At 59.4% G+C, this 21,606-nt stretch carries 20 protein-coding genes; 12 read left to right on the top strand and 8 right to left on the bottom strand.

Annotated elements, in window-relative coordinates; all coding sequences use genetic code 11:
* Nucleotides 1-6 precede the first annotated feature (6 nt).
* Together FDG13_RS06710 and FDG13_RS06705 are read left to right on the top strand one after the other, a co-directional pair.
* Entirely contained in the window at nucleotides 7-204 is a 198-nt protein-coding gene (locus tag FDG13_RS06710) for a heavy-metal-associated domain-containing protein (RefSeq protein WP_180126031.1), read from the top strand.
* 3 nt (nucleotides 205-207) lie between these two features.
* On the top strand, nucleotides 208-870 hold the full coding sequence (locus FDG13_RS06705; protein ID WP_180126030.1) for a Crp/Fnr family transcriptional regulator: 663 nt from the start codon (nucleotides 208-210) through the stop codon (nucleotides 868-870).
* A 44-nt stretch (nucleotides 871-914) separates the two neighbouring features.
* Here FDG13_RS06705 and FDG13_RS06700 read toward each other — a convergent pair whose 3' ends face one another.
* Together FDG13_RS06700 and FDG13_RS06695 are read right to left on the bottom strand one after the other, a co-directional pair.
* Nucleotides 915-3,119 (bottom strand): OsmC domain/YcaO domain-containing protein, encoded by a 2,205-nt coding sequence (locus FDG13_RS06700; RefSeq protein WP_180126029.1) that lies wholly within the window; start codon nucleotides 3,117-3,119, stop codon nucleotides 915-917.
* A gap of 22 nt (nucleotides 3,120-3,141) precedes the next feature.
* Nucleotides 3,142-3,486 (bottom strand): HNH endonuclease, encoded by a 345-nt coding sequence (locus tag FDG13_RS06695; protein ID WP_180126028.1) that lies wholly within the window; start codon nucleotides 3,484-3,486, stop codon nucleotides 3,142-3,144.
* Nucleotides 3,487-3,727: 241 nt separating this feature from the next.
* On the opposite strand from FDG13_RS06695, the gene FDG13_RS06690 reads away from it, so the two are divergent.
* Nucleotides 3,728-3,916 (top strand): DUF2892 domain-containing protein, encoded by a 189-nt coding sequence (locus FDG13_RS06690; RefSeq protein ID WP_180126027.1) that lies wholly within the window; start codon nucleotides 3,728-3,730, stop codon nucleotides 3,914-3,916.
* Nucleotides 3,917-4,168: 252 nt separating this feature from the next.
* Here FDG13_RS06690 and FDG13_RS06685 read toward each other — a convergent pair whose 3' ends face one another.
* Genes FDG13_RS06685 through FDG13_RS06675 form a run of 3 tightly spaced genes read right to left on the bottom strand, consistent with a single transcriptional unit; the run spans nucleotide 4,169 to nucleotide 6,762 of the window.
* On the bottom strand, nucleotides 4,169-4,909 hold the full coding sequence (locus FDG13_RS06685) for a cytochrome c3 family protein (protein WP_180126026.1): 741 nt from the start codon (nucleotides 4,907-4,909) through the stop codon (nucleotides 4,169-4,171).
* A complete protein-coding gene (locus FDG13_RS06680; RefSeq protein WP_180126025.1) occupies nucleotides 4,906-5,484 on the bottom strand; it encodes a hypothetical protein in 579 nt (192 codons plus the stop codon). The genes FDG13_RS06685 and FDG13_RS06680 overlap by 4 nt, the downstream gene beginning before the upstream one ends.
* Nucleotides 5,485-6,762 (bottom strand): 2Fe-2S iron-sulfur cluster-binding protein, encoded by a 1,278-nt coding sequence (locus FDG13_RS06675; protein ID WP_180126024.1) that lies wholly within the window; start codon nucleotides 6,760-6,762, stop codon nucleotides 5,485-5,487. It lies immediately after the preceding gene.
* Between the two features lie 210 nt (nucleotides 6,763-6,972).
* On the opposite strand from FDG13_RS06675, the gene FDG13_RS06670 reads away from it, so the two are divergent.
* Entirely contained in the window at nucleotides 6,973-7,920 is a 948-nt protein-coding gene (locus tag FDG13_RS06670; RefSeq protein WP_180126023.1) for a cation diffusion facilitator family transporter, read from the top strand.
* 83 nt (nucleotides 7,921-8,003) lie between these two features.
* Here FDG13_RS06670 and FDG13_RS06665 read toward each other — a convergent pair whose 3' ends face one another.
* Nucleotides 8,004-8,906: a recombination-associated protein RdgC gene (locus FDG13_RS06665; RefSeq protein WP_180126022.1), complete on the bottom strand. Its 903-nt coding sequence runs from the start codon at nucleotides 8,904-8,906 to the stop codon at nucleotides 8,004-8,006.
* A gap of 189 nt (nucleotides 8,907-9,095) precedes the next feature.
* Between FDG13_RS06665 and FDG13_RS06660 the strand changes: the two genes are divergently transcribed.
* The 3 genes from FDG13_RS06660 to FDG13_RS06650 all read left to right on the top strand — a co-directional run bounded on the left by FDG13_RS06660 (nucleotide 9,096) and on the right by FDG13_RS06650 (nucleotide 10,808).
* Nucleotides 9,096-9,626: a Spy/CpxP family protein refolding chaperone gene (locus FDG13_RS06660; protein WP_180126021.1), complete on the top strand. Its 531-nt coding sequence runs from the start codon at nucleotides 9,096-9,098 to the stop codon at nucleotides 9,624-9,626.
* 148 nt (nucleotides 9,627-9,774) lie between these two features.
* Nucleotides 9,775-10,596 carry a DUF2189 domain-containing protein gene (locus FDG13_RS06655; RefSeq protein ID WP_180126020.1) on the top strand — a complete coding sequence of 274 codons (822 nt, stop codon included), beginning with the start codon at nucleotides 9,775-9,777 and terminating at the stop codon, nucleotides 10,594-10,596.
* Nucleotides 10,596-10,808: a DUF2788 domain-containing protein gene (locus FDG13_RS06650; RefSeq protein WP_180126019.1), complete on the top strand. Its 213-nt coding sequence runs from the start codon at nucleotides 10,596-10,598 to the stop codon at nucleotides 10,806-10,808. The genes FDG13_RS06655 and FDG13_RS06650 overlap by 1 nt, the downstream gene beginning before the upstream one ends.
* A gap of 4 nt (nucleotides 10,809-10,812) precedes the next feature.
* Here FDG13_RS06650 and FDG13_RS06645 read toward each other — a convergent pair whose 3' ends face one another.
* Both FDG13_RS06645 and FDG13_RS06640 read right to left on the bottom strand, forming a co-directional pair.
* Nucleotides 10,813-11,400, bottom strand: coding sequence for an NnrU family protein (locus tag FDG13_RS06645; RefSeq protein WP_370528176.1), 588 nt, complete (start codon nucleotides 11,398-11,400; stop codon nucleotides 10,813-10,815).
* A gap of 27 nt (nucleotides 11,401-11,427) precedes the next feature.
* On the bottom strand, nucleotides 11,428-13,017 hold the full coding sequence (locus FDG13_RS06640; protein ID WP_180126018.1) for a diguanylate cyclase: 1,590 nt from the start codon (nucleotides 13,015-13,017) through the stop codon (nucleotides 11,428-11,430).
* 259 nt (nucleotides 13,018-13,276) lie between these two features.
* Between FDG13_RS06640 and FDG13_RS06635 the strand changes: the two genes are divergently transcribed.
* From FDG13_RS06635 to gpmI, 5 genes are all read left to right on the top strand, one after another.
* Nucleotides 13,277-14,095, top strand: a complete 819-nt coding sequence (locus tag FDG13_RS06635) for a shikimate 5-dehydrogenase (RefSeq protein WP_180126017.1) — start codon at nucleotides 13,277-13,279, stop codon at nucleotides 14,093-14,095.
* A 207-nt stretch (nucleotides 14,096-14,302) separates the two neighbouring features.
* Nucleotides 14,303-15,769: a sensor domain-containing diguanylate cyclase gene (locus FDG13_RS06630; RefSeq protein ID WP_180126016.1), complete on the top strand. Its 1,467-nt coding sequence runs from the start codon at nucleotides 14,303-14,305 to the stop codon at nucleotides 15,767-15,769.
* A 190-nt stretch (nucleotides 15,770-15,959) separates the two neighbouring features.
* Nucleotides 15,960-16,742 (top strand): DeoR/GlpR family DNA-binding transcription regulator, encoded by a 783-nt coding sequence (locus tag FDG13_RS06625; RefSeq protein WP_180126015.1) that lies wholly within the window; start codon nucleotides 15,960-15,962, stop codon nucleotides 16,740-16,742.
* A gap of 260 nt (nucleotides 16,743-17,002) precedes the next feature.
* Complete coding sequence (gene adhE, locus FDG13_RS06620) at nucleotides 17,003-19,621, top strand: bifunctional acetaldehyde-CoA/alcohol dehydrogenase (protein WP_180126014.1); 2,619 nt, start codon at nucleotides 17,003-17,005, stop codon at nucleotides 19,619-19,621.
* A 182-nt stretch (nucleotides 19,622-19,803) separates the two neighbouring features.
* Nucleotides 19,804-21,444: a 2,3-bisphosphoglycerate-independent phosphoglycerate mutase gene (gene gpmI, locus FDG13_RS06615; protein ID WP_180126013.1), complete on the top strand. Its 1,641-nt coding sequence runs from the start codon at nucleotides 19,804-19,806 to the stop codon at nucleotides 21,442-21,444.
* Nucleotides 21,445-21,606 lie beyond the last annotated feature (162 nt).

Below are 21,606 nucleotides of genomic sequence, written 5' to 3'. Positions count from 1 at the left end.
TTTCAAATGAAGTACAGCTTTCACGTCGAAGGAATGACCTGCGAACACTGCGAAAAAGCCGTGGTGCGCGCAGTGCGCCAACTGGACAACAACGCACAGGTGGTGGCAGACCGGCTGCAGAAAAAGGTCGAAGTCGAGTCCACCGCTAGCGCACAAGACATCAGCCAGGCCATTGTGGAAGAAGGCTACCAAGTGGTGGCTTGAGCCATGGATGCCGTGTGTGACTGGCCGATGGCTGAAGTCACCAGCCTGTACCCCTCACTCAAGGACGTCCAGCCCGGTCTGGCCGAGATACAAAGCAGCCTGCCACCGATGGTGGTGCCCGCCCACACCGAGTTATTCAGCGAAAACGCCGCCTGCCAGGGTTTCCCGCTGGTGCTGGAGGGTGAGATCAAGGTCTCACGCCACTCGGACGACGGCCGCTCGCTGGAGTTATACCGGGTGGTGCCGGGCGAGTTGTGCCTGGTGTCCAGCGCCAGCTTGTTTCGCAGCCAACCGCTGGCCGCCTGTGGCATCACCACCCGGCCCAGTACGTTTTTACTGATTCGCCCGGAGCTGTTCAAACGCTGGATCGAGACTCCTGCCTTTCGCAATGATGTGCTGGGCCTGTTTGCCGAACGCATGGCCGACCTGACCGCGCTGGTGGACGCCGTCGCTTTTCACCGGCTGGACCGGCGCCTGGCCGCCGCCCTGCTTGGGCGCGGTCAGCACCTGAGCCTCACGCACCAGGCCCTGGCCGACGAGTTGGGTACGGTGCGCGAGATGGTGACGCGCCTGCTGCGCCGTTTTGAGCGCGACGGTTGGGTGGCGCTGGGGCGCGAGCAGATCAGCATCCTCAACAGCGCGGCTTTGCGGGCCCTGGCCAGTTAAATAGGATGGGTCGATTCAGCCGCAGTGCCCAATGACGCAAGGCTTTAGCTGGCCACAGCCGCCGCTTTGGCCCGCGCTGTATGCAGTTTTTTGTAGCTGTCGATCAAGCGGTGGTGCCGCTCAAGCCCCTCTAGCTTGATACTGGTGGGCGTCAGGCCGAAGAAGCGTACGCTGCCGTCTACGGACCCCAACACCGCGTCCATCCGCTGGTTGCCAAACATTCGGCGGAAATTCACGATGTAATCGTCCAGTTCCAGGTCGTCGTCAAGTTGCACTTCCAGCACCACGTTCAAGGCCTGATAAAACAAACCTCGCTCGCGCGAGTTGTCGTTGTACTGCAGGAAGGCGCCCACCAACTCGTGCGCCTCCTCCCATTGCCGCAAGGCGAGTTGAATCAGCAGCTTCAACTCCAGAACGGTCAGCTGTCCCCAGGTCGTGTTCTCGTCAAACTCGATGCCAATCAGCGTGGCGATGTCGGAATAGTCGTCCAGCTCGCTGTTGTCAAGACGATCAAGCAGCGCTTCTAGGCTGGCGTCATCCAGGTCGTGCAGGTTCAGGATGTCTTTGCGGAACAAGAGCGCTTTGTTGGTGTTGTCCCAGATCAGATCTTCGACCGGATACACCTCCGAATAACCGGGCACCAGAATCCGGCAGGCGGTAGCGCCCAGCTGGTCATACACCGCTGTGTAGACCTCTTTGCCCATGGCGCTCAGAATGCCGAACAAGGTCGCGGCTTCCTCGATATTGGCGTTGTCGCCCTGGCCGGAAAAGTCCCATTCGACAAAATCGAAGTCGGATTTGGCGCTGAAAAAGCGCCACGACACCACGCCGCTGGAGTCGATGAAGTGTTCAACAAAGTTGTTGGGCTCGGTCACCGCGTTGCTGGTGAAGGTGGGCTGGGGCAAATCGTTCAGGCCTTCAAAACTGCGGCCCTGCAGCAACTCGGTCAGGCTGCGTTCCAGCGCCACCTTCAGGCTCGGGTGTGCGCCGAACGAGGCAAACACACCGCCAGTGCGCGGGTTCATCAGGGTGACGCACATCACCGGGTACACCCCACCCAGCGACGCGTCTTTGACCAGCACCGGAAAGCCTTGCTCTTCCAACGCTTGGATGCCTGCCAGGATGCCGGGGTATTTCGCCAGCACCTCGGGCGGCACATCCGGCAAGGTCATTTCGCCCTCCAGAATTTCGCGTTTGACGGCTCGCTCAAAAATCTCGGACAGGCATTGCACCTGGGCCTCAGCCAGCGTGTTGCCAGCACTCATACCGTTGCTGACGAACAGGTTTTCGATCAGGTTGGACGGGAAATACACCACCGCACCGTCCGATTGCCGCACAAAGGGTAGCGAACAGATGCCGCGTTTGGCATGGCCGGAGTTTGTATCGATCAGGTGTGAGCCACGCAATTCACCATCGGGGTTGTAAATCTGCAGGCAGTGGTCGTCCAGAATGCCGGCCGGCAACGCATCTTTGCGGCCGGGCTTGAACCAGCGCTCGTTGGGGTAGTGCACAAACGCCGCGTTGGCGATGTCTTCACCCCAGAACGACCCGGCGTAAAAGTGGTTGTTGTTCAGGCGCTCGATGTATTCGCCCAAAGCCGACGCCAGCGCGCTTTCCTTGGTCGCACCCTTGCCATTGGTAAAACACATCGGCGAGTGTGCGTCGCGGATATGCAGCGACCACACATTGGGAACCAGGTTGCGCCACGAAGCAATTTCAATCTTGATGCCCAGATTGGCCAACACGCCCGACATGTTGGCGATGGTTTGCTCCAAGGGCAGGTCTTTGCCCGCAATAAAGGTGTGGGTGTCAGCGGTAGGCTTCAGGGTCAGCAAGGACTGCGCGTCGGCGTCTAGGTTCTCGACCTCTTCAATCACAAACTCGGGCCCGGTTTGCACCACTTTTTTGACCGTGCAACGTTCGATGGAACGCAAAATGCCCAGCCGATCCTTGTCGGAAATATCCGCTGGCAACTCAACCTGGATCTTGAACGTCTGCTGGTAGCGGTTTTCCGGATCCACGATGTTGTTCTGCGACAGGCGGATGTTCTCGGTGGGAATGTTGCGCGTGTCGCAGTACAGCTTGACGAAGTAAGCCGCACACAGGGCCGATGAGGCCAGAAAGTAATCAAACGGCCCCGGCGCCGAGCCATCACCCTTGTAACGAATCGGCTGATCGGCGATGACCGTGAAGTCATCGAACTTGGCCTCAAGACGAAGTTTGTCGAGAAAGTTGACCTTAATTTCCATGGAGGAATTCCAAAAATAGTGCTCAGGATGATGATGGATCCGCCCCTGTGAAGGGTGAAACCCTCATGGCGAGGGCCGCTTGGACCACGGGCGAAACGGACTGCGCGGAAATCTGCCGGTCTCTGCAATAACGCGACGCCAACCACTGTTCCAAGGTTTTTGCGCCCTTGCTTGCGTTGCAGCCAATGCAGCAAAGTGCGATATTGTCGCGTGTGACAATTTTCGCATCGTTGACGATATGTTCCCACGAGCGCTGTTCACGACGCACCTTCGACACCTGCGCGAATGAAACGCCGCAATAAACGCAGTTTCGGTCGCGTTCAAGCACTTCGTTTTCAAGCCAGGCGGGAATGTTCCACTTGTTCATGGTCTGAAGCTAGCAGATACCAGTATCACCCCATGCTCCGGCAGAGGGGATCGGACAACTGCTGATCACTGCAACAGCGCGCCGCTTGCCAATGCTCCAAGGGCCACGCCCCCTTGTGTTGAATTGACAACCGCAGCCAGACCCTCCTGGGTGACTTGAGTCACAGACGAATGTAGCGTGCACGCGTGTAATTCACACATCGTCCCTCCCCTGGGCAGTGTTTTTTTACCAAGGAGTTGTCATGAAAACCAATGTTGGCGGTATCGACCGCATTCTGCGTATTGTTTTGGGTCTGGTGCTGATTGGCCTGACGCTGACCGGCACCATTGGTGTCTGGGGCTGGATTGGTGTGGTGCCCCTGGCCACCGGCTTCATGAGTTTTTGCCCGCTGTACACGATGATCGGCATGAATACCTGCCCGAAGAAGTGACACTTTGAACCCGTCTGCAGCGGGTTTCATCTCATAAGACAAGCCTGCCGATGTCAGCCTCGGCAGGCTTTTTTATACTTTTAATAGCTATATACCCTTATTAGATAAGGGCTAGAGGCTGATTTTTCATATAAAGCCTGGGCACTTACCCATTGCTCAGCGGGATCGCCCACACCCTCTGGAAGCCGCCGAGCCGCACCCAAGTGCCGCCGCTCAATCCATAACAAGTTGGTGGATGTGTATGTGGGCATGTCAGTCGTCATCTTGGTGGCCCTTGCGCTCGCTGCCACCTTCTCGGCCACCTTTGATGTCGTGTTTGTTGCCGCTGCGGTGGCATTCCACGCAGTTCTCATACTTGCTGATGCCTTCCTTGATGTGCTCGCGGCGGATGTTGTCGGGCGTGTGTTCGTGGCAGCCGTAACAGGTGGAGCGGCTGTAGTCGTTGCGCACATGGCAGGTGGCGCATGGGGCGTTGTGGTCGCGGTCCAGCACAAAAAACTTGTTGTGGTCAAAGGTGGCCGGTGTCCATTGGGTCTGGCTGTGGCATTGCAGGCAGTTGCCGGTGACCTGTTTGTGCAGCATATCGGTGGGCGTCTTGTGGCAGCTCTGGCATTGTTCCAGCGTGACCTTTTTGAGCAGGCTGTGGTCAAACTGGCGCTGGCGGGCAAAACGTTTCACCCCGGCGTGGTCGCTGTGGCAGGCCACACAGTCTTGGCTTTGCAGTTCCTGGTGGAAGGCGGTGCTGGTGCTGGGCTTGACCAGGGCCACACCGAGGGTGCTGAGCCGGCCAATGTCGGCCGGTTTGTGGCAGGTGCTGCACTTCTCAGAGTTAGCACCGGTGAAACTGGTGTGGCAGGCAAAACAATCCCCCTCCAACGCTTTGTGGCCGGGAATGAGTTTGCCCGGGCCCACCATCAAATTGGGGTAGATGAAAGTCAATGCGCCCAGAATGACCAGATTGACGGCCAGGATGATCTTGACCAGCTTGCTCATACCCAGCCCCAGAACAAGAACACGCTGATGATGTGACCCAGTGCGATCACCGTGAACACGATGTAGATCGGTATGTGCACCTTACGCCACTGGTTCATGATGTAGAGCGTCACTGCGTCCCAGAACACCGCCTGCTCTACCTCGGGTTTGGACAAACCACGCAGTTGAAACTGCTCACGCTGGTTCTGCACATGGGCCCGTGCCCGCTTGAGCAGCATCTTGCCCACCAACCCACTGACTACATTGATGCTCATGGCCACCGTGGCCAGCCAGGGCAGGATGGCGTTGAAATGCACCCCAGCGTGGATCAGGATCATCAGCGAGCCCAACCAGGCGCTGAACTCGTGCATCTTGAGCAAGATGCTCGGGTCACCTGATGTCACATATTTGCGTTTACGCAGCGAGTAATACAGCGAAAAAATGATCAGCAAGGTGCCCAGAATGCCCAGGTAGCGCCCGACCCAAACCAGGTTGAGCCAGTGCAGCACATAGTCACCCGAGAGCGTGGCCGCAGCCAGCAAACCCAGCAGCAAAAAGAACGGCAAAACATGGTCGCGCCACAGGGATTGGTTCATTTACAGCTCCAGCACAACGTCGGTTTTGGGGGTGCAGACACACAGCAGGCAGGTACCCGGCTCAGGGTCATAGTCGGGCGCCTGTTGGTAACCCACCTCACCCGAGCGGATGGTGGTCTGGCAGCTGCCACAGCTGCCAGCGCGGCAGCCAGAGTTCACCGCAATGCCCTGGCTTTCGGCCAGGTCCAGCAAGCTGGTGCCACCCGCAGGCCAGGTCAGTTGTTGGCTTGACTTGGCAAAACTCACCGTCACAGCAGTGTCAGTCGCTTGCACAGAGGTGGCGGCGTTCACTTCCCGCGCAGCGCTTTTGCGTTTGACAGACGCCGGACCAAAAGCCTCGAAGTGGATGCGCGCATCGGGCACACCCCAGTCTTCCAGTGCTGGCACCAGGCTCGCCAACATCGGTGTCGGGCCACACAGGTAGAAGTGGTAGGGCTTGAGTGGCAGCAGCTGGCGCAGCAAGTCAATGGTGATGCGGCCCTGGCGCTGGTAAGGGCTGCCCAAGTCCGTCTTTTTGTCGGTGTCACTGAGGCAGATAAACAGGTGAAAGTTGGGGTGCATGTCGGCCAGGGCTTCCAGGTGCGCCTGGGCCATCAGCTCCTGGGCATGCCGTGCGCCGTAAAACAGCCACACCTCGCGCCCAGGTTGTTCAGAAAAACACCAGTTCACCATGCTCAGCATCGGCGTGATGCCAATGCCGCAGCCGAGCAGCACCACGGGCGCATCACTGCGGTCCATATAAAAGTGCCCGGCAGGTGCGCGCACCTGCAGCACACTGCCCAGCTGCACCTGGTCATGGAAGTAGTTCGATGAACGCCCGGGTGGATGGGTACTGTTCAAGGGCGCCGGTGCGCGTTTGATCGACACGCGGTAGCCGTTGGCCCGTGGCCCGTCTGAGAGTGAATAACAGCGCGTGATGGCTTCGGTGCTGCCCGCTGGTGAGTCCATCTCGAGCCGAAAGGTCAGGTACTGGCCGGGCAAAAACGGCGGCAAGGCTTGAGCGTCTTGGGGTTCCAGATGAAACGAGCAGATGTCACCCACGGCGTTTTCGACAACTTTGTGGGTGACTTTGAAGGCGCGCCAGCCCGACCAGGCCGGCGCAGGCGTGGTCATTGGTGCCAACGCGGGGCTGGGCTCAGCTGGTAGGCCACCTTGGGCCACCGAGCTGCGCAGCGCGTCGTAAGTCTGCCAATGGCGCCAGAAGCCGATGGACAGGTAGATCGAGAGTTGCAGCAGGATGGCGCCGACGATCCACAGCAACAAATGCAGCGAGGTCATGTGATGGCACCTCGGGCCCGATGGGCGCTTAGCTCAGAGTTCAGAATCACTTGGATCACCTTCTTCATGTCGAAGTGACCACAGCCTAGGTTCGCCACCTTAAACAACTCTTAACCCCTACCAAAACGCTCTGGGAAGTCACCCGGCTTCGCGTTAAGAGGACTTTAAGCTGCGCCTGCGACCATCAGCCGACCTTAGCAAAGCCTCACCATGACAACGTCTTATCTCCCCACCCGTTTATTGACCCCGACTCGCCTGTTATGGGCCTCCATTGCGGTGGCTGTGACCACCATCACCCTGAAAACCGGGGCTTGGTATGTCACAGACTCAGTGGGCTTGCTGTCCGACGCGATGGAGTCGTTTGTGAATCTGGCCAGTGCCATTTTTGCCTTGATGATGGTCACCATCGCCCAGCGTCCGGCCGACGAGGAACACCCTTATGGCCACCACAAGGCAGAGTATTTTTCTTCCGGTTTTGAGGGCATTCTGATTGTGGGAGTGGCCTTTGGCATCATCTGGGCGGCAGCGTCGAGGCTGTTCACACCGCAACCGTTACAAGAACTGGGCTGGGGCCTGGCCTTGTCCATCCTCAGTTCGGCGCTGAACGGTTTGCTGGCCTGGGTGATGTTCAGCGCCGCCAGGGCGCACCGCTCGATTGCACTGGAGGCCGATGCCCGGCACCTGGTCACCGATGTCTGGACCTCTGCGGGTGTGGTGCTGGGTTTGGCGGGTGTGGCCTTGACCGGCTGGCTTTGGCTGGACGCGTTGGCGGCCATCGGGGTGGCGCTGAACATCCTGTGGGAAGGTGGTCACCTGATGTGGCGTTCAGCCCAAGGTTTGATGGATGAAGCCGTTGAACCCGAGGTGTTGCAGAACATTCAGACCACCATGACCTCTTTTGACCAGCAGACGATCCGTTTTGACCATGTGATCACACGCCGCTCGGGCCAACGCCGTTTTGTGGATTTGCACATGCACATGCCATCACACTGGACACTGGGGCGTGCCGCTGCTGTCAGGACCGAGCTGGAACAGGCGCTGATGCGCGCCGTGCCGGGTTTACGCGCCACCATCCAGTTGTTGCCCACTGATGTGGAGGCGCATGTTGACGAGGTCAAAGACCTGTCTGCAGCTCAACACGTCAAGGCAAGCAAATGAACACATCACAACCATGTATTGCCTTTTTGGGTGGTCTGATCCCTGCTCAACGGCTGAGATGCTTGGCGCTACGGCGCTGAACCTCAAGCCACCGGCATCTCACCGCCCAGTGCCTCCAGCACATCGGGCAGCATTTTTTGCAACTCGCCGGTCGAGATCGTGACGTCGCCGTCAAAGTCATCGTCTTTTTTGTGGTTGGCGCTGGTCGACTCAAACACACCGTCCAGAAACGCGATTTTTTTCAGCTGCAAACCTTCGGTCAGCATGAAGGAGACACGTTCGTTCCAGGTCATGGCCAGGCGCGTGGGCATTTTGCCTTCGCGGATGTGTTGTTGAACCTCTTCGGTATCGAGCCGGTGGCGGGCGTAACGCACCACGGCTTTGGACTCGTCGGCGGCCTTCAACTCACATTCACGGTCCACGCTGAACCCTGCCGGGGCGTCCAGGCTCAGCAGCCACTCGGACATCGCCGCCACGGGTGAGACCTGGGTGGTGATCATCGTTACCGCAAAACCCGGCAGCGCCTGCACCAGCAGCGTCACCACCTCGTCGGCACGGGCCTGGCTGGCGGCGTCGATCACCAGCAGGTGGTTGTCGCGGTCGATCCAGACCAGCACACTGGACTGTTTGGTGAATGCCATGGGCATCAGCTCCAGGCGGATGTCATCTTTGAGGTCGCGGATTTCTTTCTTGCCGGGTTTGCGCCCGGTGCTGGCTTCGATCTGCTCCACACGTTCTTGGGCCTTGCGGTTGATCACCGAGGCGGGCAGGGCACGGGTCTCGACCATCAGCTTGACGATCCATTGGCCAGCCACGGCTTCGAGCAAGGGGCCATTGGGCTGGCGGCGTGGCTCGACCCAGCCAATCGACTTTTCCTGGCTGGCGCCGCACTCGACATATCGACCGGCCTGCAGACTTGCCTCGACCTGTTCGGCGGTGCTGCTCCAGTTGGTATCAAGACGGTACATGATGATATTTTTGAACACTGAAAATCCCTTTGTGCTGGAAAACTGAATTGGCTAACCCGTGATCATCCCATCAAATCCGGGGCCAAACGTTCATGCAACTTTACATAGCTTGTTGTCCGCGTTATCGCTGGGATACATGCGACGCAGATACTTCTTTTCACGCCGATGCCACTTTCAGGTCAGAGGCTCTACCCAAAGGATGTCATCATGAAAACGAATCTCAAACTCTCCCTGATTGCCGGTTTGCTGGCCGTGACCGGTGCGGTTTACGCCCAAGGCCCGATGGGTGGCCAGTGTGACCCAGCCATGGGCGCTGGTATGGGCATGCGGCACGACCGCATGGGCAAGATGGACCCGACCCGTATGCAGGCCATGATGGAAAAACGCGACGCGCTGCTCAAAGCCCAGTTGAAGCTCACCCCGGCCCAGGAAGGTGCCTGGAAAAGTTTTGTCGATGCCAGAAAGCCGGCAGCTCCCGCTGCCAACCTGCAACGCCCTGACCCGGTTGAGATGGCCAAACTGACCACGCCGGAACGCCTGGACAAGATGAAGGCGCTGCGCGAGGACCACCTGAAAACCATGACCGCAGCCATGGCCAAACACGAAGAAGCCACCCGGGCGTTTTACGCAGCCCTGACGCCTGAGCAGCAAAAGGTGTTTGATGCCGTCAGCATGCAGGGTCATCGTGGTGCCATGGGCTCACGCCATGGAAAAGCGCCGATGCCCGTCAAGCCATAAACAAAGCGTGACCAGCGGGCCGATACATCGGCCCAACCACCCAGCCGACATCTGTCTTTGACCGGTGTCGGCTTGTTTTTTTGGCCTTGCAACGTGGTCGGTTGCCAGGCCTGTGTCACCATCAGGCCTTTTGTTGAAACAATCGCCCATGGCCCCCACACCGTTACCGATTCATCCCGCTTCGCCACGCAGCATCAGCCTGATGCAACCCTTGACCTGGCTGGTTCGCGGTGCACGCGACACCTTGCGCTGCGGTTGGATCAGTTATTTACATGGCTTGGTCATGGCGGTGTTTGGTGGTTTGCTGCTGGTTCTGGCGCATGACCAGTTTTGGCTGCTTGCCGGCGCTTTTTCCGGGTTTTTGCTGGTGGCGCCGATTCTGGCGACCAGTCTTTATGCCATGAGCCGGGCACTGGAGCGTCGTGAACCTGCGGGTTGGCCGCTGGTCCTGAAAACCTGGCTGAACTGGATAGACGGCGACTTCGTCAAGTGGGGTGATGAACACTGGAATCTGGTGCGCTTTGGCATCCTGCTTGCCGCCGCAGGAACAGCCTGGGTGGTGTTGTCAGCGGTGTTGATTCAGCTGATGGCGCTGGCACCGATTTCAGCCCCGCGTGATTTTCTGGTGCACGTGGTGCTGGCCCCCAAAGGATTTTTGTTTGAACTGTGGTTGATGCTGGGCGGTATTTTGGTGGCACCCATTTTTGCCTCCACAGTCATCACCATTCCCCTGCTGCTTGACCGCAGGGTCAGTGTGCGACAAGCGGTCACCTTGAGCTGGCAGGTGGTGGTGGCCAACCCGATTGCTTTGGCTTTGTGGGGTGCCATCATCATGGTTTTGATCTTCGTGGGCCTGAGTGCGATGTTGCTGGGCCTGGTGATCGTGGTGCCGTTGCTGGGGCATGCGAGTTGGCATGCTTACCGGGATTTGGTGGATGTGTCAGGTGTGCCAGGGTGGGAGCAGCGTTGATGTGGGGATTTACGGAAGAACAGATCAGCAACTTTGGCATGACCTTTGGCATTGGTGCCTTCATCCTCTACATGCTGTTCATCATTGGCCAGCTGGCCTGGGAGTCCAAAGCCGGCAAGTTCGGCACCTTTGTGATGTTTCTCGGGCTGGCGTTTGGTTTTGTGGGTTTTGCCGCGAAGTACCTGATCCAGTACTTCATGGACATCAAATAACCGTTTAACCGAACGGTTTGGTACCAATCAGCAGGCCGTGTAACAAAAAGGCAAACACCAGCCAAGCGACCACCCCCACCACCACGGTGATCAGGGTCGCGCTCAGCTTGGTGGCCGGGCGAGTGGCAGACGGGTTGCGCCGGTCGCGCTTGCGGGCGGAGATGAAGTCCAGCACTGCCCAGGCCAGAAAACTGCCAAACAAGACCTGATGGCCCAGGTTGCCATTGGCCGTCAGGTGCGCTACTGCCCACAGTTTCACACCGGCCACCATCGGGTGGTAGACACGTGCCTTGATGGCGTTGCCTGGCACATAGGCTGCCGCCAGCAAAATAAACGCCATCAAGGTGAAAAGTGAAGCTGCATGGCGCATGCCCACGGGCGGAATCCAGAGCCACACTGGCTCGTTGCGCACCAGCCCGAAGCCATAAATCACCAACACCAGGCCTGCCAGGGACAACACGGCATAAGCGCCACGCCAGGCATCCGCACCCCATTTTTGCTGCTGGCGTGTGCGCCAGTCATCGGCATAAATGCGCACCGAGTGCACCCCTAAAAACAAAATCAAACCCGCTATCAGGGTCAACATGGCCATGGTTCAGTCCTTCTAAAAAAATGGGGGTCAGGCGCCAAGCACCCGGTTTTTGCCGGCACGTTTGGCCAGGTACATGGCCTGGTCGGCGCGTTTGATGGCCTGTGGCCCGGTTTCACCGTGTGCCAACTGCGCCACACCGGCGCTGAAGGTGATCAGCACCTTCTCGGTGCCGGCCAGGAAAAAGCGTTTGGTGAGTTCGCGCTGCAACCGGGTCATGGCCTCAATGCCTTTGTCCAGCGGCGTGTCGGGCAGCAGGATGACAAACTCTTCACCGCCGTAACGGGCCAGGGTGTCTTGTGGGCGCATCACCTCGCGCGTCACGCTGGCCAGGTGCGCCAGCGCCGCATCACCCGCACCATGGCCCAGGCTGTCGTTGAGCTTTTTGAAATTGTCGATGTCCAGCAGCGCCATACACAAAGGGGTGTCCTGCCGCTTGACCTTGGCGACTTCGCGTGTCACCGCTTCTTCCAGGCCCTGGCGGTTGAGGGCGCCGGTGAGGGGGTCGTGGCGCGCCTGCGCGCTGACACGGTCAAGCTCCTGGTGCAATTTGCTGATTTCGGCCTCGGTGGCCTCGGCACGCTGTTTCATGGTCTGCAGCTCGTCGCGCGCGGCCTGGCTGTCCTTGGCCATGGTGCGGGTGGCGGCCACCATCTCCTTGAGCACCGGCGCAATGTCGGTGATGCTGCGGGCCTGCTCAATCAGCTTGGCGCTCTCCTCCAGCTGGCTGTGAAAACCGGTGGTGGACTGCGACATGGCGGCCAGCCGGTCGATGAAGGTGGCCAGCATCTGGCGCATCTCTTCTTGTGCCTGGACTGCCAGGCTTTTGGCCTCGGTCTGTTTGAAGATCACGTCCTTGAGGCGGGCCTCCACATCGTCCAGGCGGCGCAGCGTCAGCGGTGGCACACAGGCGGCTTTCACCGCGTCCACCTGACCTTTGAGCCAACTGTCGTCCAGGCTCAGCTGGCTGATGTTGTCGATGACCAGGTGCAGCAGCTTGAGCAGCACCGTCTTGATCTCGGCCTGGTCTTCGGCGGCAAAGGACAGGCGGTGGCTGTATTGCCCAATCGCCTGTTTGACCGCCACCACATCCGCGCCGGGGTCACGCAAGGACGTGAGCAGGTTCTGGGTCTGCTCTGCAAAACGTTCATCGTCTTGACCCAGCGCGGGCAACGCGAACTCGATCAAACGGGCGATCTGGCCCAGAAAATCGGCCGTCAGTGCCGGGGCTGTCAGACTGGCGGGGGCTGGCGCGACTTCAACGCCCATGGGCACAGGCAGCGTGGACGCGCCTGTCGACACACCGCCCGGCGCCTTGGCTGGCTCAGGTGCCGGGGGGCTGAAACCACCATAGGCCATCAGCGCATTCTTGACCCCGTCCCAGTTGAGCTGGTTGATCGACGACTCGAGCAAGCCCCGCTGCTTTTGCTGGCCCGGTGTTTTGGTGGGCAGGGCCAGCGCAATGTCACGCAGGCGGTCCACCGGAAACGGCGGCTCCATCGGCAACTGCGCGATTTCGCTGTAGATCTTCTGGTAGTTCAGGGGCGTGGGCGCCAGCTTGCGCAAGCTCAGTTGCTTGAGCGTTTCCCGTGCAACCTCGAACGGTGTTTTCTCAGCCATGGCATCCTAACTATAAATTCAGTAGCTATCAGCCCTTATTGAATAAGGGCTAGAGGCATAAAATACCTTGAACGACACAGCAACATGCCGCATGGCGATCTTAGGTAACAAAGACCGGGATGTCTTTGTGGGACATCAACACAGTGCATGGCCGCCCATCTTCTGTCAATTTTAGGTGTCATGCCGTCCATCAAAACTGCGCGTTGGGTACACCCTAAACTAGAACCCACTCCCGCTTTGATGAAATGGCCATCCGCTCATGACCCGACAGATCAACAAGGACACCATCGTTTGTATGTCTCTGGCGGCGCGCCCGAGCAACTTTGGCACCCGTTTCCACAATTTTCTCTACGAGGCGCTGGGCCTGGACTACCTCTACAAGGCCTTCACCACCACCGATCTGGCGGCCGCCATTGGCGGGGTGCGCGCGCTGGGCATTCGCGGCTGTGCGATCTCGATGCCCTTCAAAGAAGCCTGTATCCCGATGGTGGATGAGCTCGACGCCTCGGCGCTGGCCATCGACTCGGTCAACACCCTGGTCAACACAGCGGGCCATCTCAAGGCCTACAACACCGACTACATCGCCATCAGCAAGCTGCTGGCCCAGCACCAAGTGCCGACGGATCTGGTGTTTGCGCTGCGTGGCAGTGGTGGCATGGCCAAGGCCGTGGCCTGCGCCCTCAGAGATGCGGGCTTCAAGAACGGCTTTATTGTGGCCAGAAACGAGGTGGCCGGGCGGCAGTTGGCCGATTTGTACGGGTTTGCGTGGCGGCCCAACATGGCGCAGGTGCAGGCTGACCTGCTGATCAATGTCACACCCATCGGCATGGCCGGTGGTGCGGAGGTGTCCACCCTGGCTTTTGCCGAGACGGCGATTGAGAGCGCCCAGATGGTGTTTGACGTGGTGGCCCTGCCCGCAGACACACCCCTGATCCGTCACGCCCGAGCGCAGGGCAAACCCGTCATCACCGGTGCCGAGGTGTTTGCGATTCAGGCGGTGGAGCAGTTTGTGCTCTACACCGGGATACGACCGAGTGAGGCCCTGTTCCAGCAAGCGGCCGCCTTCGCCCGTGGCTGAGCTGGCAGGCCCAGCAGGCGCAGGCCATGACCCCGCAGGCCCGCCAAAGTTGAGCGGCACGTAAACTCGCCAGCCTGTTCACGCAGGGTGGCCAAGCAGTGATTGCGCCAACTTGAACCGGCCTCCGGTGAGCGTCGCCAGTGGGTACGCTTGGCACAACACATCCGAGGCATCCCCTTTTGGCCCATCACCTTCGACCTGACAAGCATGACACCTCTACGCGGCACCGACCGCAGCAAACTGATGGCACTGGTCTGCCTGTTGCTGTGCTGTGGCTTCCTGGCCACCACGCTGATCAGCTATTTTTCATCGCGCGGCGTGGTTCGCACCGCGATCATCGACACCGAACTGCCGCTGACCTCGGACAACGTCTATTCTGAAATCCAGCGTGATCTGGTGCGACCGGTGCTGATCTCCTCGATGATGTCGCGTGACACCTTTTTGCGTGACTGGATCATTGGTGGTGAGGGCGACATCCGGCAGATGACGCGTTACCTCAAGGAGGTGATGTCGCACTACGGCGCTTTCACCGCTTTTTTTGTATCCGACGCCAGCAAAACCTACTACCACGCCGACGGTGTGTTGAAACGCGTGGCACCCGAGGAGCCGCGCGACGCCTGGTATTTTCGGGTGCGCCAGATGAAAGAGCCCTACGAGATCAATGTCGATCCCGACCTCGCCAACCGTGACAAGCTCACCATCTTCATCAATTACCGGGTGCTGGACTACCAGGGCCAGTACATCGGTGCCACCGGTGTGGGGCTGACGGTGGATGCGGTGGTGGCCATCATCCAGGACTACCAACGGCGGTTTGGTCGCACCATCTACTTTGCCAACAGCGAAGGTGACATTGTGCTGGCCGGGCGCAGCAAGGAAGGTGGCGAGCAAAGGCGCAACATCCGCGACATCCCCGGCCTGCGGGATCTGGCCGACACCATCCTGGCCAGCAAGGGCGGCAGCTTCGAGTACGAGAGTGCTGACAGTCACCACTTTGTCAATGTGCGCTACATCCCCGAGCTCAAGTGGCAGCTGTTTGTGGTGAAAGACGACAAACTGGCGGTCTCCAATGTGCAACGTGCGCTGTACTTCAACCTGCTGGTCTGTGCCTGTGTCACGCTGCTGGTGCTGACGCTGCTCTACATCAGCTTCAACCGCTACAACAAGGCTTTGGAAGAGATGGCCGCCACCGACAGCCTGACAGGGCTGGCCAACCGGCATGCCCTTGAACTGCTGCTGCAGCAGGCGATGCGCGAGGCCACACGGCAAAACTCGCCGCTGACCGCCATCCTGTTTGACATCGACCATTTCAAAGCGCTCAACGACAGCCTGGGCCACCTGGCGGGTGACCGTGTGTTGCGCCATCTAGGTCAGCTTCTGCAAGCCAACCTGCGCACCTCGGACATCGCCTGCCGTTGGGGTGGCGAAGAGTTTTTGATTGTGCTCAAGGACACCCCCATGGCGGTGGCGCTGCGCATTGCCGAGACACTGCGCCTGCGTGTTGCAGAGATGCCGACTGCCCCCAAAGAAGCCATTCACATCAGTGCCGGGGTGGTGGCGTGGCAGCTCGGTGAGTCGATCACAGCCTTGCTGGAGCGTGCCGACGTGCAGCTTTACCGCGCCAAAGCGGCGGGCCGCAACACCGTCTGCAGCGAAACCACGGTCACCGCCAGTTGACCATGGTGCTTGTGCATTGCCGCTGAATTACCCCAGCGGCAAACGGGCCAAAACCACGGGCTGCCCGCACAGGTGGCCGAATCAGCCATTTTTGGTGATAATTCGCAGGTGTTCGAATTTGTGAGACTTTTCTGCAACACGAACATTTTCAAACTTATTAAGCAGCCACCAAACTGCAGGAAGAGACACCATGGCTGAGCACCTGGCCGACCATCGCCAAGAATTGATCATGTCGGTACTTTCGGCCCGGGGTGAGTGCCGAACCAAACAGCTGGCAGCGCAGTTCCAGTCGTCTGAAATGACCCTGCGCCGTGACCTGGCCGAACTGGAGAAGCGTGGCCTGCTGCGCCGGGTCCACGGCGGCGCGGTGCTGCTCAACCGGGATGTGGACTTTGTCCAGCGCCGGGACCTTGGCCAGGCGCAAAAGCAGTGGGTCGGTCGGGCGGCCACACGTTTGCTCAAAAGTGGCCAGACGGTGTATCTGGACGCGGGCACCACCGCCTGCGAAATGGCCCGCGCCATTGCCCAGGGCCTGCCCGAGGTGAGTGACCTGTCCATCGTGACCCACGGCATCAGCATCGCCGGCGAGCTGGCGGGCCGCACGCCTTATCAGCTGCAGCTCATTGGTGGCGACATTTACCAGAACGCATTGAGCACGGTGGGCCCGGTGGCCCTGGCACAAATTGCCAAGCTCAACATCGACGTGTTTTTCCTGGCGCCGGGCGCGGTCGACAGCCACGCTGGCTGGACCAACTCCAACCTGATCGAGGCCACGGTCAAACGCGCGGTGGTGGCGCGCAGCAAGACGGTGGTGTCCATCTGTGACAGCGCCAAATGGGGGCAAGAGTCTTTTGCCACCATCGTGCCTCTCGAAGGAGTCAGCCGCTGGGTGGTAGACCGCGGCCTGCCGCCTGACGGCGTGGCGGCAGCCAAGGCCGCCGGCATCACTCTCTGTTACGCCGAAGGTTTGTGACGCGCAGCCCTTGGCCCGAAAGACCCCAAAAACTATTTTGAAATGTTCGTATGTGTTCGTTATTGTGTGTAAAATGACCACACTCAAACTAATAACACAGACCAAACGAACAGAGTGAGAGGTGTGTTGTTGGCTCATGCAAGGAACTTTTCATCCATCGGCATGTCAAGATATCTTGCGCGTTTTTGAGAAAACCCTCGCGCTGCCCGACGGGTTGTGGGGTGGCAGCGAGTGTCTAACTTCAGTTTTGGAGAATCAAGATGGCTGTGACGAACAAGGATGAACTCTACGCACTGGTGGCGCGGGTCAAGAAGGCGCAAGCACTGTTTGCGACTTTCACGCAGGAAAAAGTGGATGCCATTTTCCGCAACGCAGCGCTGGCTGCCACCGACGCGCGGATCCCGCTGGCCAAGCTCGCTGTGCAGGAAACCGGCATGGGTGTGCTGGAAGACAAGGTGATCAAAAACCACTTTTCGTCAGAGTACATCTACAACAAGTACAAGGATGAGAAGACCTGCGGCATCCTGTCTGAAGACGACAACTTCGGCACCATCACCATTGCCGAACCCATCGGTATCCTGTGCGGCATCGTCCCCACCACCAACCCCACCTCCACCGCCATCTTCAAGGCGCTGATCGCGCTCAAGACCCGCAACGGCATCATCTTCTCGCCCCACCCACGGGCCCGCAGGTCCACCTGTGAAGCCGCACGCCTGGTGTTGGAGGCTGCTGTGGCGGCTGGTGCACCAGCCGACATCATTGGCTGGATCGACGAACCCACCGTGGACTTGTCCAACGAGCTGATGCGCCATCCAGACATCAACCTGATCCTGGCCACCGGTGGCCCGGCCATGGTTCGCGCGGCTTACTCCTCCGGCAAACCCGCCATTGGTGTGGGTGCGGGCAACACCCCGGCCGTGATTGATGAGACCGCTGACATCAAACGCGCGGTGGCCTCCATCCTGATGTCCAAAACCTTCGACAACGGCGTGGTCTGTGCGTCCGAGCAGTCGGTCATCATTGTGGAACAGGCCTACCAGGCGGTGCGTGAACGTTTTGCCAAACATGGCGGCTACATCCTGAACGCTGAAGAAGCCGAAGCTGTGCGCAAGGTCATCCTCAAAAATGGCTCACTCAACAGCGCGATCGTGGGCCAATCGGCCATCGTGATTGCAACCATGGCCGGGATTTCTGTGCCGGGTTTCACCAAGGTGTTGATCGGTGAAGTGACCGATGTGTCAACCAATGAAGCCTTTGCCCACGAAAAACTTTCACCCATGTTGGCCATGTACAAGGCCACAGATTTTGTTGATGCTTGCAGCAAAGCAGCAGCCTTGGTGGCCATGGGTGGCATTGGCCACACCTCCTCGCTCTACACCGACCAGGACTTGCAGGGTGACCGCATCGCCTACTTTGGCGACAAGATGAAGACCGCCCGTATCCTCATCAACACACCGTCTTCACACGGTGGTATTGGTGACCTCTACAACTTCAACCTGGCGCCGTCCCTGACTCTGGGCTGTGGCTCTTGGGGTGGCAACTCGATTTCCGAGAACGTCGGACCCAAGCACCTGATCAACAAGAAAACCGTCGCCAAAAGGGCCGAGAACATGTTGTGGCACAAACTCCCCAAATCCATCTACTTCCGCCGCGGCTGCCTGCCGATTGCCCTGGAAGACCTGTCAGACCGCAAGCGTTGCCTGATCGTCACCGACCGCTATCTTTTTGAGAACGGTTATGTGGACGACACCGTGCGCATCCTCAAGAAACAAGGCCTGGAAGTGGAAGTTTTCCACGAAGTGGCAGCCGACCCGACCCTGGCGGTGGTGCGCAAGTGCCTGTCGATGGCCAACGCCTTCCAGCCTGACGTGATCCTGGCGCTGGGCGGTGGCTCACCGATGGACGCGGCCAAGATCATGTGGGTGATGTACGAACATCCGGAAGTCCAGTTTGAAGACCTGGCGCTGCGTTTCATGGACATCCGCAAACGCATCTACAAGTTCCCCAAGATGGGCCTCAAGGCCATGATGGTCGCGGTGCCAACCACCTCCGGCACCGGCTCCGAAGTGACCCCGTTTGCCGTGGTGACCGACGAAGTGACCGGTGTGAAGTACCCGATTGCCGACTACGAACTCACACCCAACATCGCCATCGTGGATGCCAACCTGGTCATGAACATGCCCAAGTCACTCACCGCTGTGGGTGGTATCGACGCGGTGACCCATGCGCTGGAAGCTTATGTCTCGGTGATGGCCAACGAGTACTCTGATGCACAAGCCTTGCAGGCCCTCAAGCTGCTCAAGGACTACCTGCCAGCCTCGTTCATCAACGGTGCCAACGATCCGAAAGCACGTGAACAAGTCCACAACGCGTCGTGTATCGCTGGTATTGCGTTTGCCAACGCCTTCCTGGGTGTGTGCCACTCGATGGCGCACAAGCTGGGGGCCGAGTTCCATCTGGCCCACGGCCTGGCCAACGCGCTGCTGATCTCGAACGTCATCCGTTACAACGCCGCTGACATCCCGACCAAACAAACCGCCTTCAGCCAGTACGACCGGCCCAAGGGTGTGGAACGTTATGCCCAGATCGCCAAACACCTTGGCCTGGAAGCCACCAGCGACCACGACCACGTTGAGAAACTGGTGGAGTGGGTCGATGGCCTGAAGAAAGTGCTGGGCATTCCTGCCTCCATCCAGGCAGCCGGTGTCAACGAAGCCGAATTCCTGGCCAAGGTGGACAGCCTGGCAGAAGCCGCGTTTGATGACCAGTGCACCGGCGCCAACCCGCGCTTCCCGCTGATCAGCGAACTCAAGGAACTGCTGATCCACAGCTACTATGGCAACGCCTATCACGAGGTGTATGAGTCTGAGGCGGAATAAGCAAGACTTCAGCGCAAGCGAAGCGCCCTGACCGAGAACTCCCCTCGCCTGCCAAGGCGCGGGGAGTCTTGCGTTGTGTACCCTGCTTGTTTTTTTAACCCGATGGCCAGCGATAAACTGACCTGACCCGGGATGCGTCGCAAAATCGAGGCATCCACCGAACTTTTACTTCAGAACCCACCATGCTTCAAAAATTTTCTGCCTTCCCCGGCGTACCCGGCCCCGTTGTTGTCATCGTCATGGACGGTTACGGCATCCCTAAACTCGATGTTGGCAGCGCCATTGCCGCCGCCAACAAGCCCACCTTGGACCGCCTGTTTGCTGAATGCTCCCACATCAGCCTGCGCGCCCACGGCACCGCTGTGGGCATGCCGTCCGATGACGACATGGGCAACTCCGAAGTTGGCCACAACGCCATCGGCGCTGGACAGGTCTACAGCCAGGGCGCCGCGTTGGTGGCCAACGCGATTGCCGACGGCTCGATCTGGCAAGGCGAAGCCTGGCAGCAGATCGTGGCTGGTGCCAAGGCGGGCCGCGGTGTGGTGCACTTCATCGGCCTGTTTTCTGACGGCAATGTACACAGCCACATCGACCACCTGAAGGCCATGGTGGCCCAGGCCAAGCTCGAAGGTGTCAAGACCGTACGTGTTCACGCCTTGATCGACGGGCGCGACGTGCCCGAAACCAGCGCGCTCGACTATGTGGTGCCGTTCGAGGCCTTTCTGGCCGAACTCAGCACCGATGGTTTTGACGCCCGCATCGCCTCTGGCGGTGGCCGCCAGAACATCACCATGGACCGTTACGACGCCAACTGGCCGATGGTCGAAAAGGGCTGGAAAACCCATGTGCTGGGTCAGGGCCCGCAGTTTGCCAACGCCACCGCCGCCGTGAATGGCCTGCGCGCCAGCTACCCCGGCACCATCGACCAGGATTTGCCCGAGTTTGTCATTGCCGAGAACGGCCAGCCTATTGGCACCATCGAAGACGGTGACTCGGTCGTGTTCTACAACTTCCGTGGCGACCGCGCCATTGAAATCACCCGTGCTTTTGTTGAGCAGGCGTTCAGCCGTTTTGACCGCGTGCGCACACCGAAGGTGACCTATGCCGGCATGCTGCAGTACGACGGCGACCTGAAACTGCCCGAGCGTTTTCTGGTGACCCCGCCCGCCATCCGCGACACCTCGGGCGAGTGGTTCAGCCAGGCTGGCCTGGCCCAGTTTGCGTGTTCCGAAACCCAGAAGTTTGGCCATGTCACCTACTTCTGGAACGGCAACCGCTCCAACAAGTTTGAGGGCGAAACCTGGCAAGAAGTGCCCAGCGATGTGGTGCCGTTTGAACAGCGCCCGTGGATGAAGTCAGCCGAGATCGCCGACGCCATGATTGCCGCCATCCAAAGCGGCCAGTACAAGCTGCTGCGCTGCAACTTTGCCAACGGCGACATGGTCGGCCACACCGGCAACTTCCGCGCCGCCACCATGGCTGTCGAAGCCGTTGACCTGGCCCTGGCGCGCCTGCTGCCGGTCATTGAAGCCGCTGGCGGCGTCGCGCTGATCACCGCCGACCACGGCAACGCCGACGAGATGTACGAGCTGGACAAAAAGACCAAACAGCCATCCTTGAACAAGGACGGCTCTTACAAGGCCAAGACTGCCCACACCTTGAACCCGGTGCCGCTGATCCTGTTTGACAAGGTCACCGGTGGCAAGCTGGCGCTGAACCAAACCGCTACCGCCGGTCTGTCCAACATCGCCGCCACCGTGGCCAACCTGGCGGGTCTGGAAAAACACGCCAAGTGGGACGAGAGCCTGCTGCAGGTGAAGTGATCCAACAGCCTGCCCAAGCGGCAGGCTGTTGAGCAGGCTGTCCGCTTGGACGGCTGCTCGGGCCAAGATAGAAGCGCCAGGCCGAGCAGGGCTGCGCAGCATGTGGCCGTTGGTGGCTGGCCAACCAGGCCGCAACCTGACTGGCAGACCGAGTGACTTGCA

This window comes from Rhodoferax sp. BLA1 (assembly GCF_013416775.1).
Lineage (GTDB): Bacteria > Pseudomonadota > Gammaproteobacteria > Burkholderiales > Burkholderiaceae_C > Rhodoferax.
Note: the sequence above shows the minus strand (reverse complement) of the source record. Positions and strands in the feature narration are given on the sequence as shown.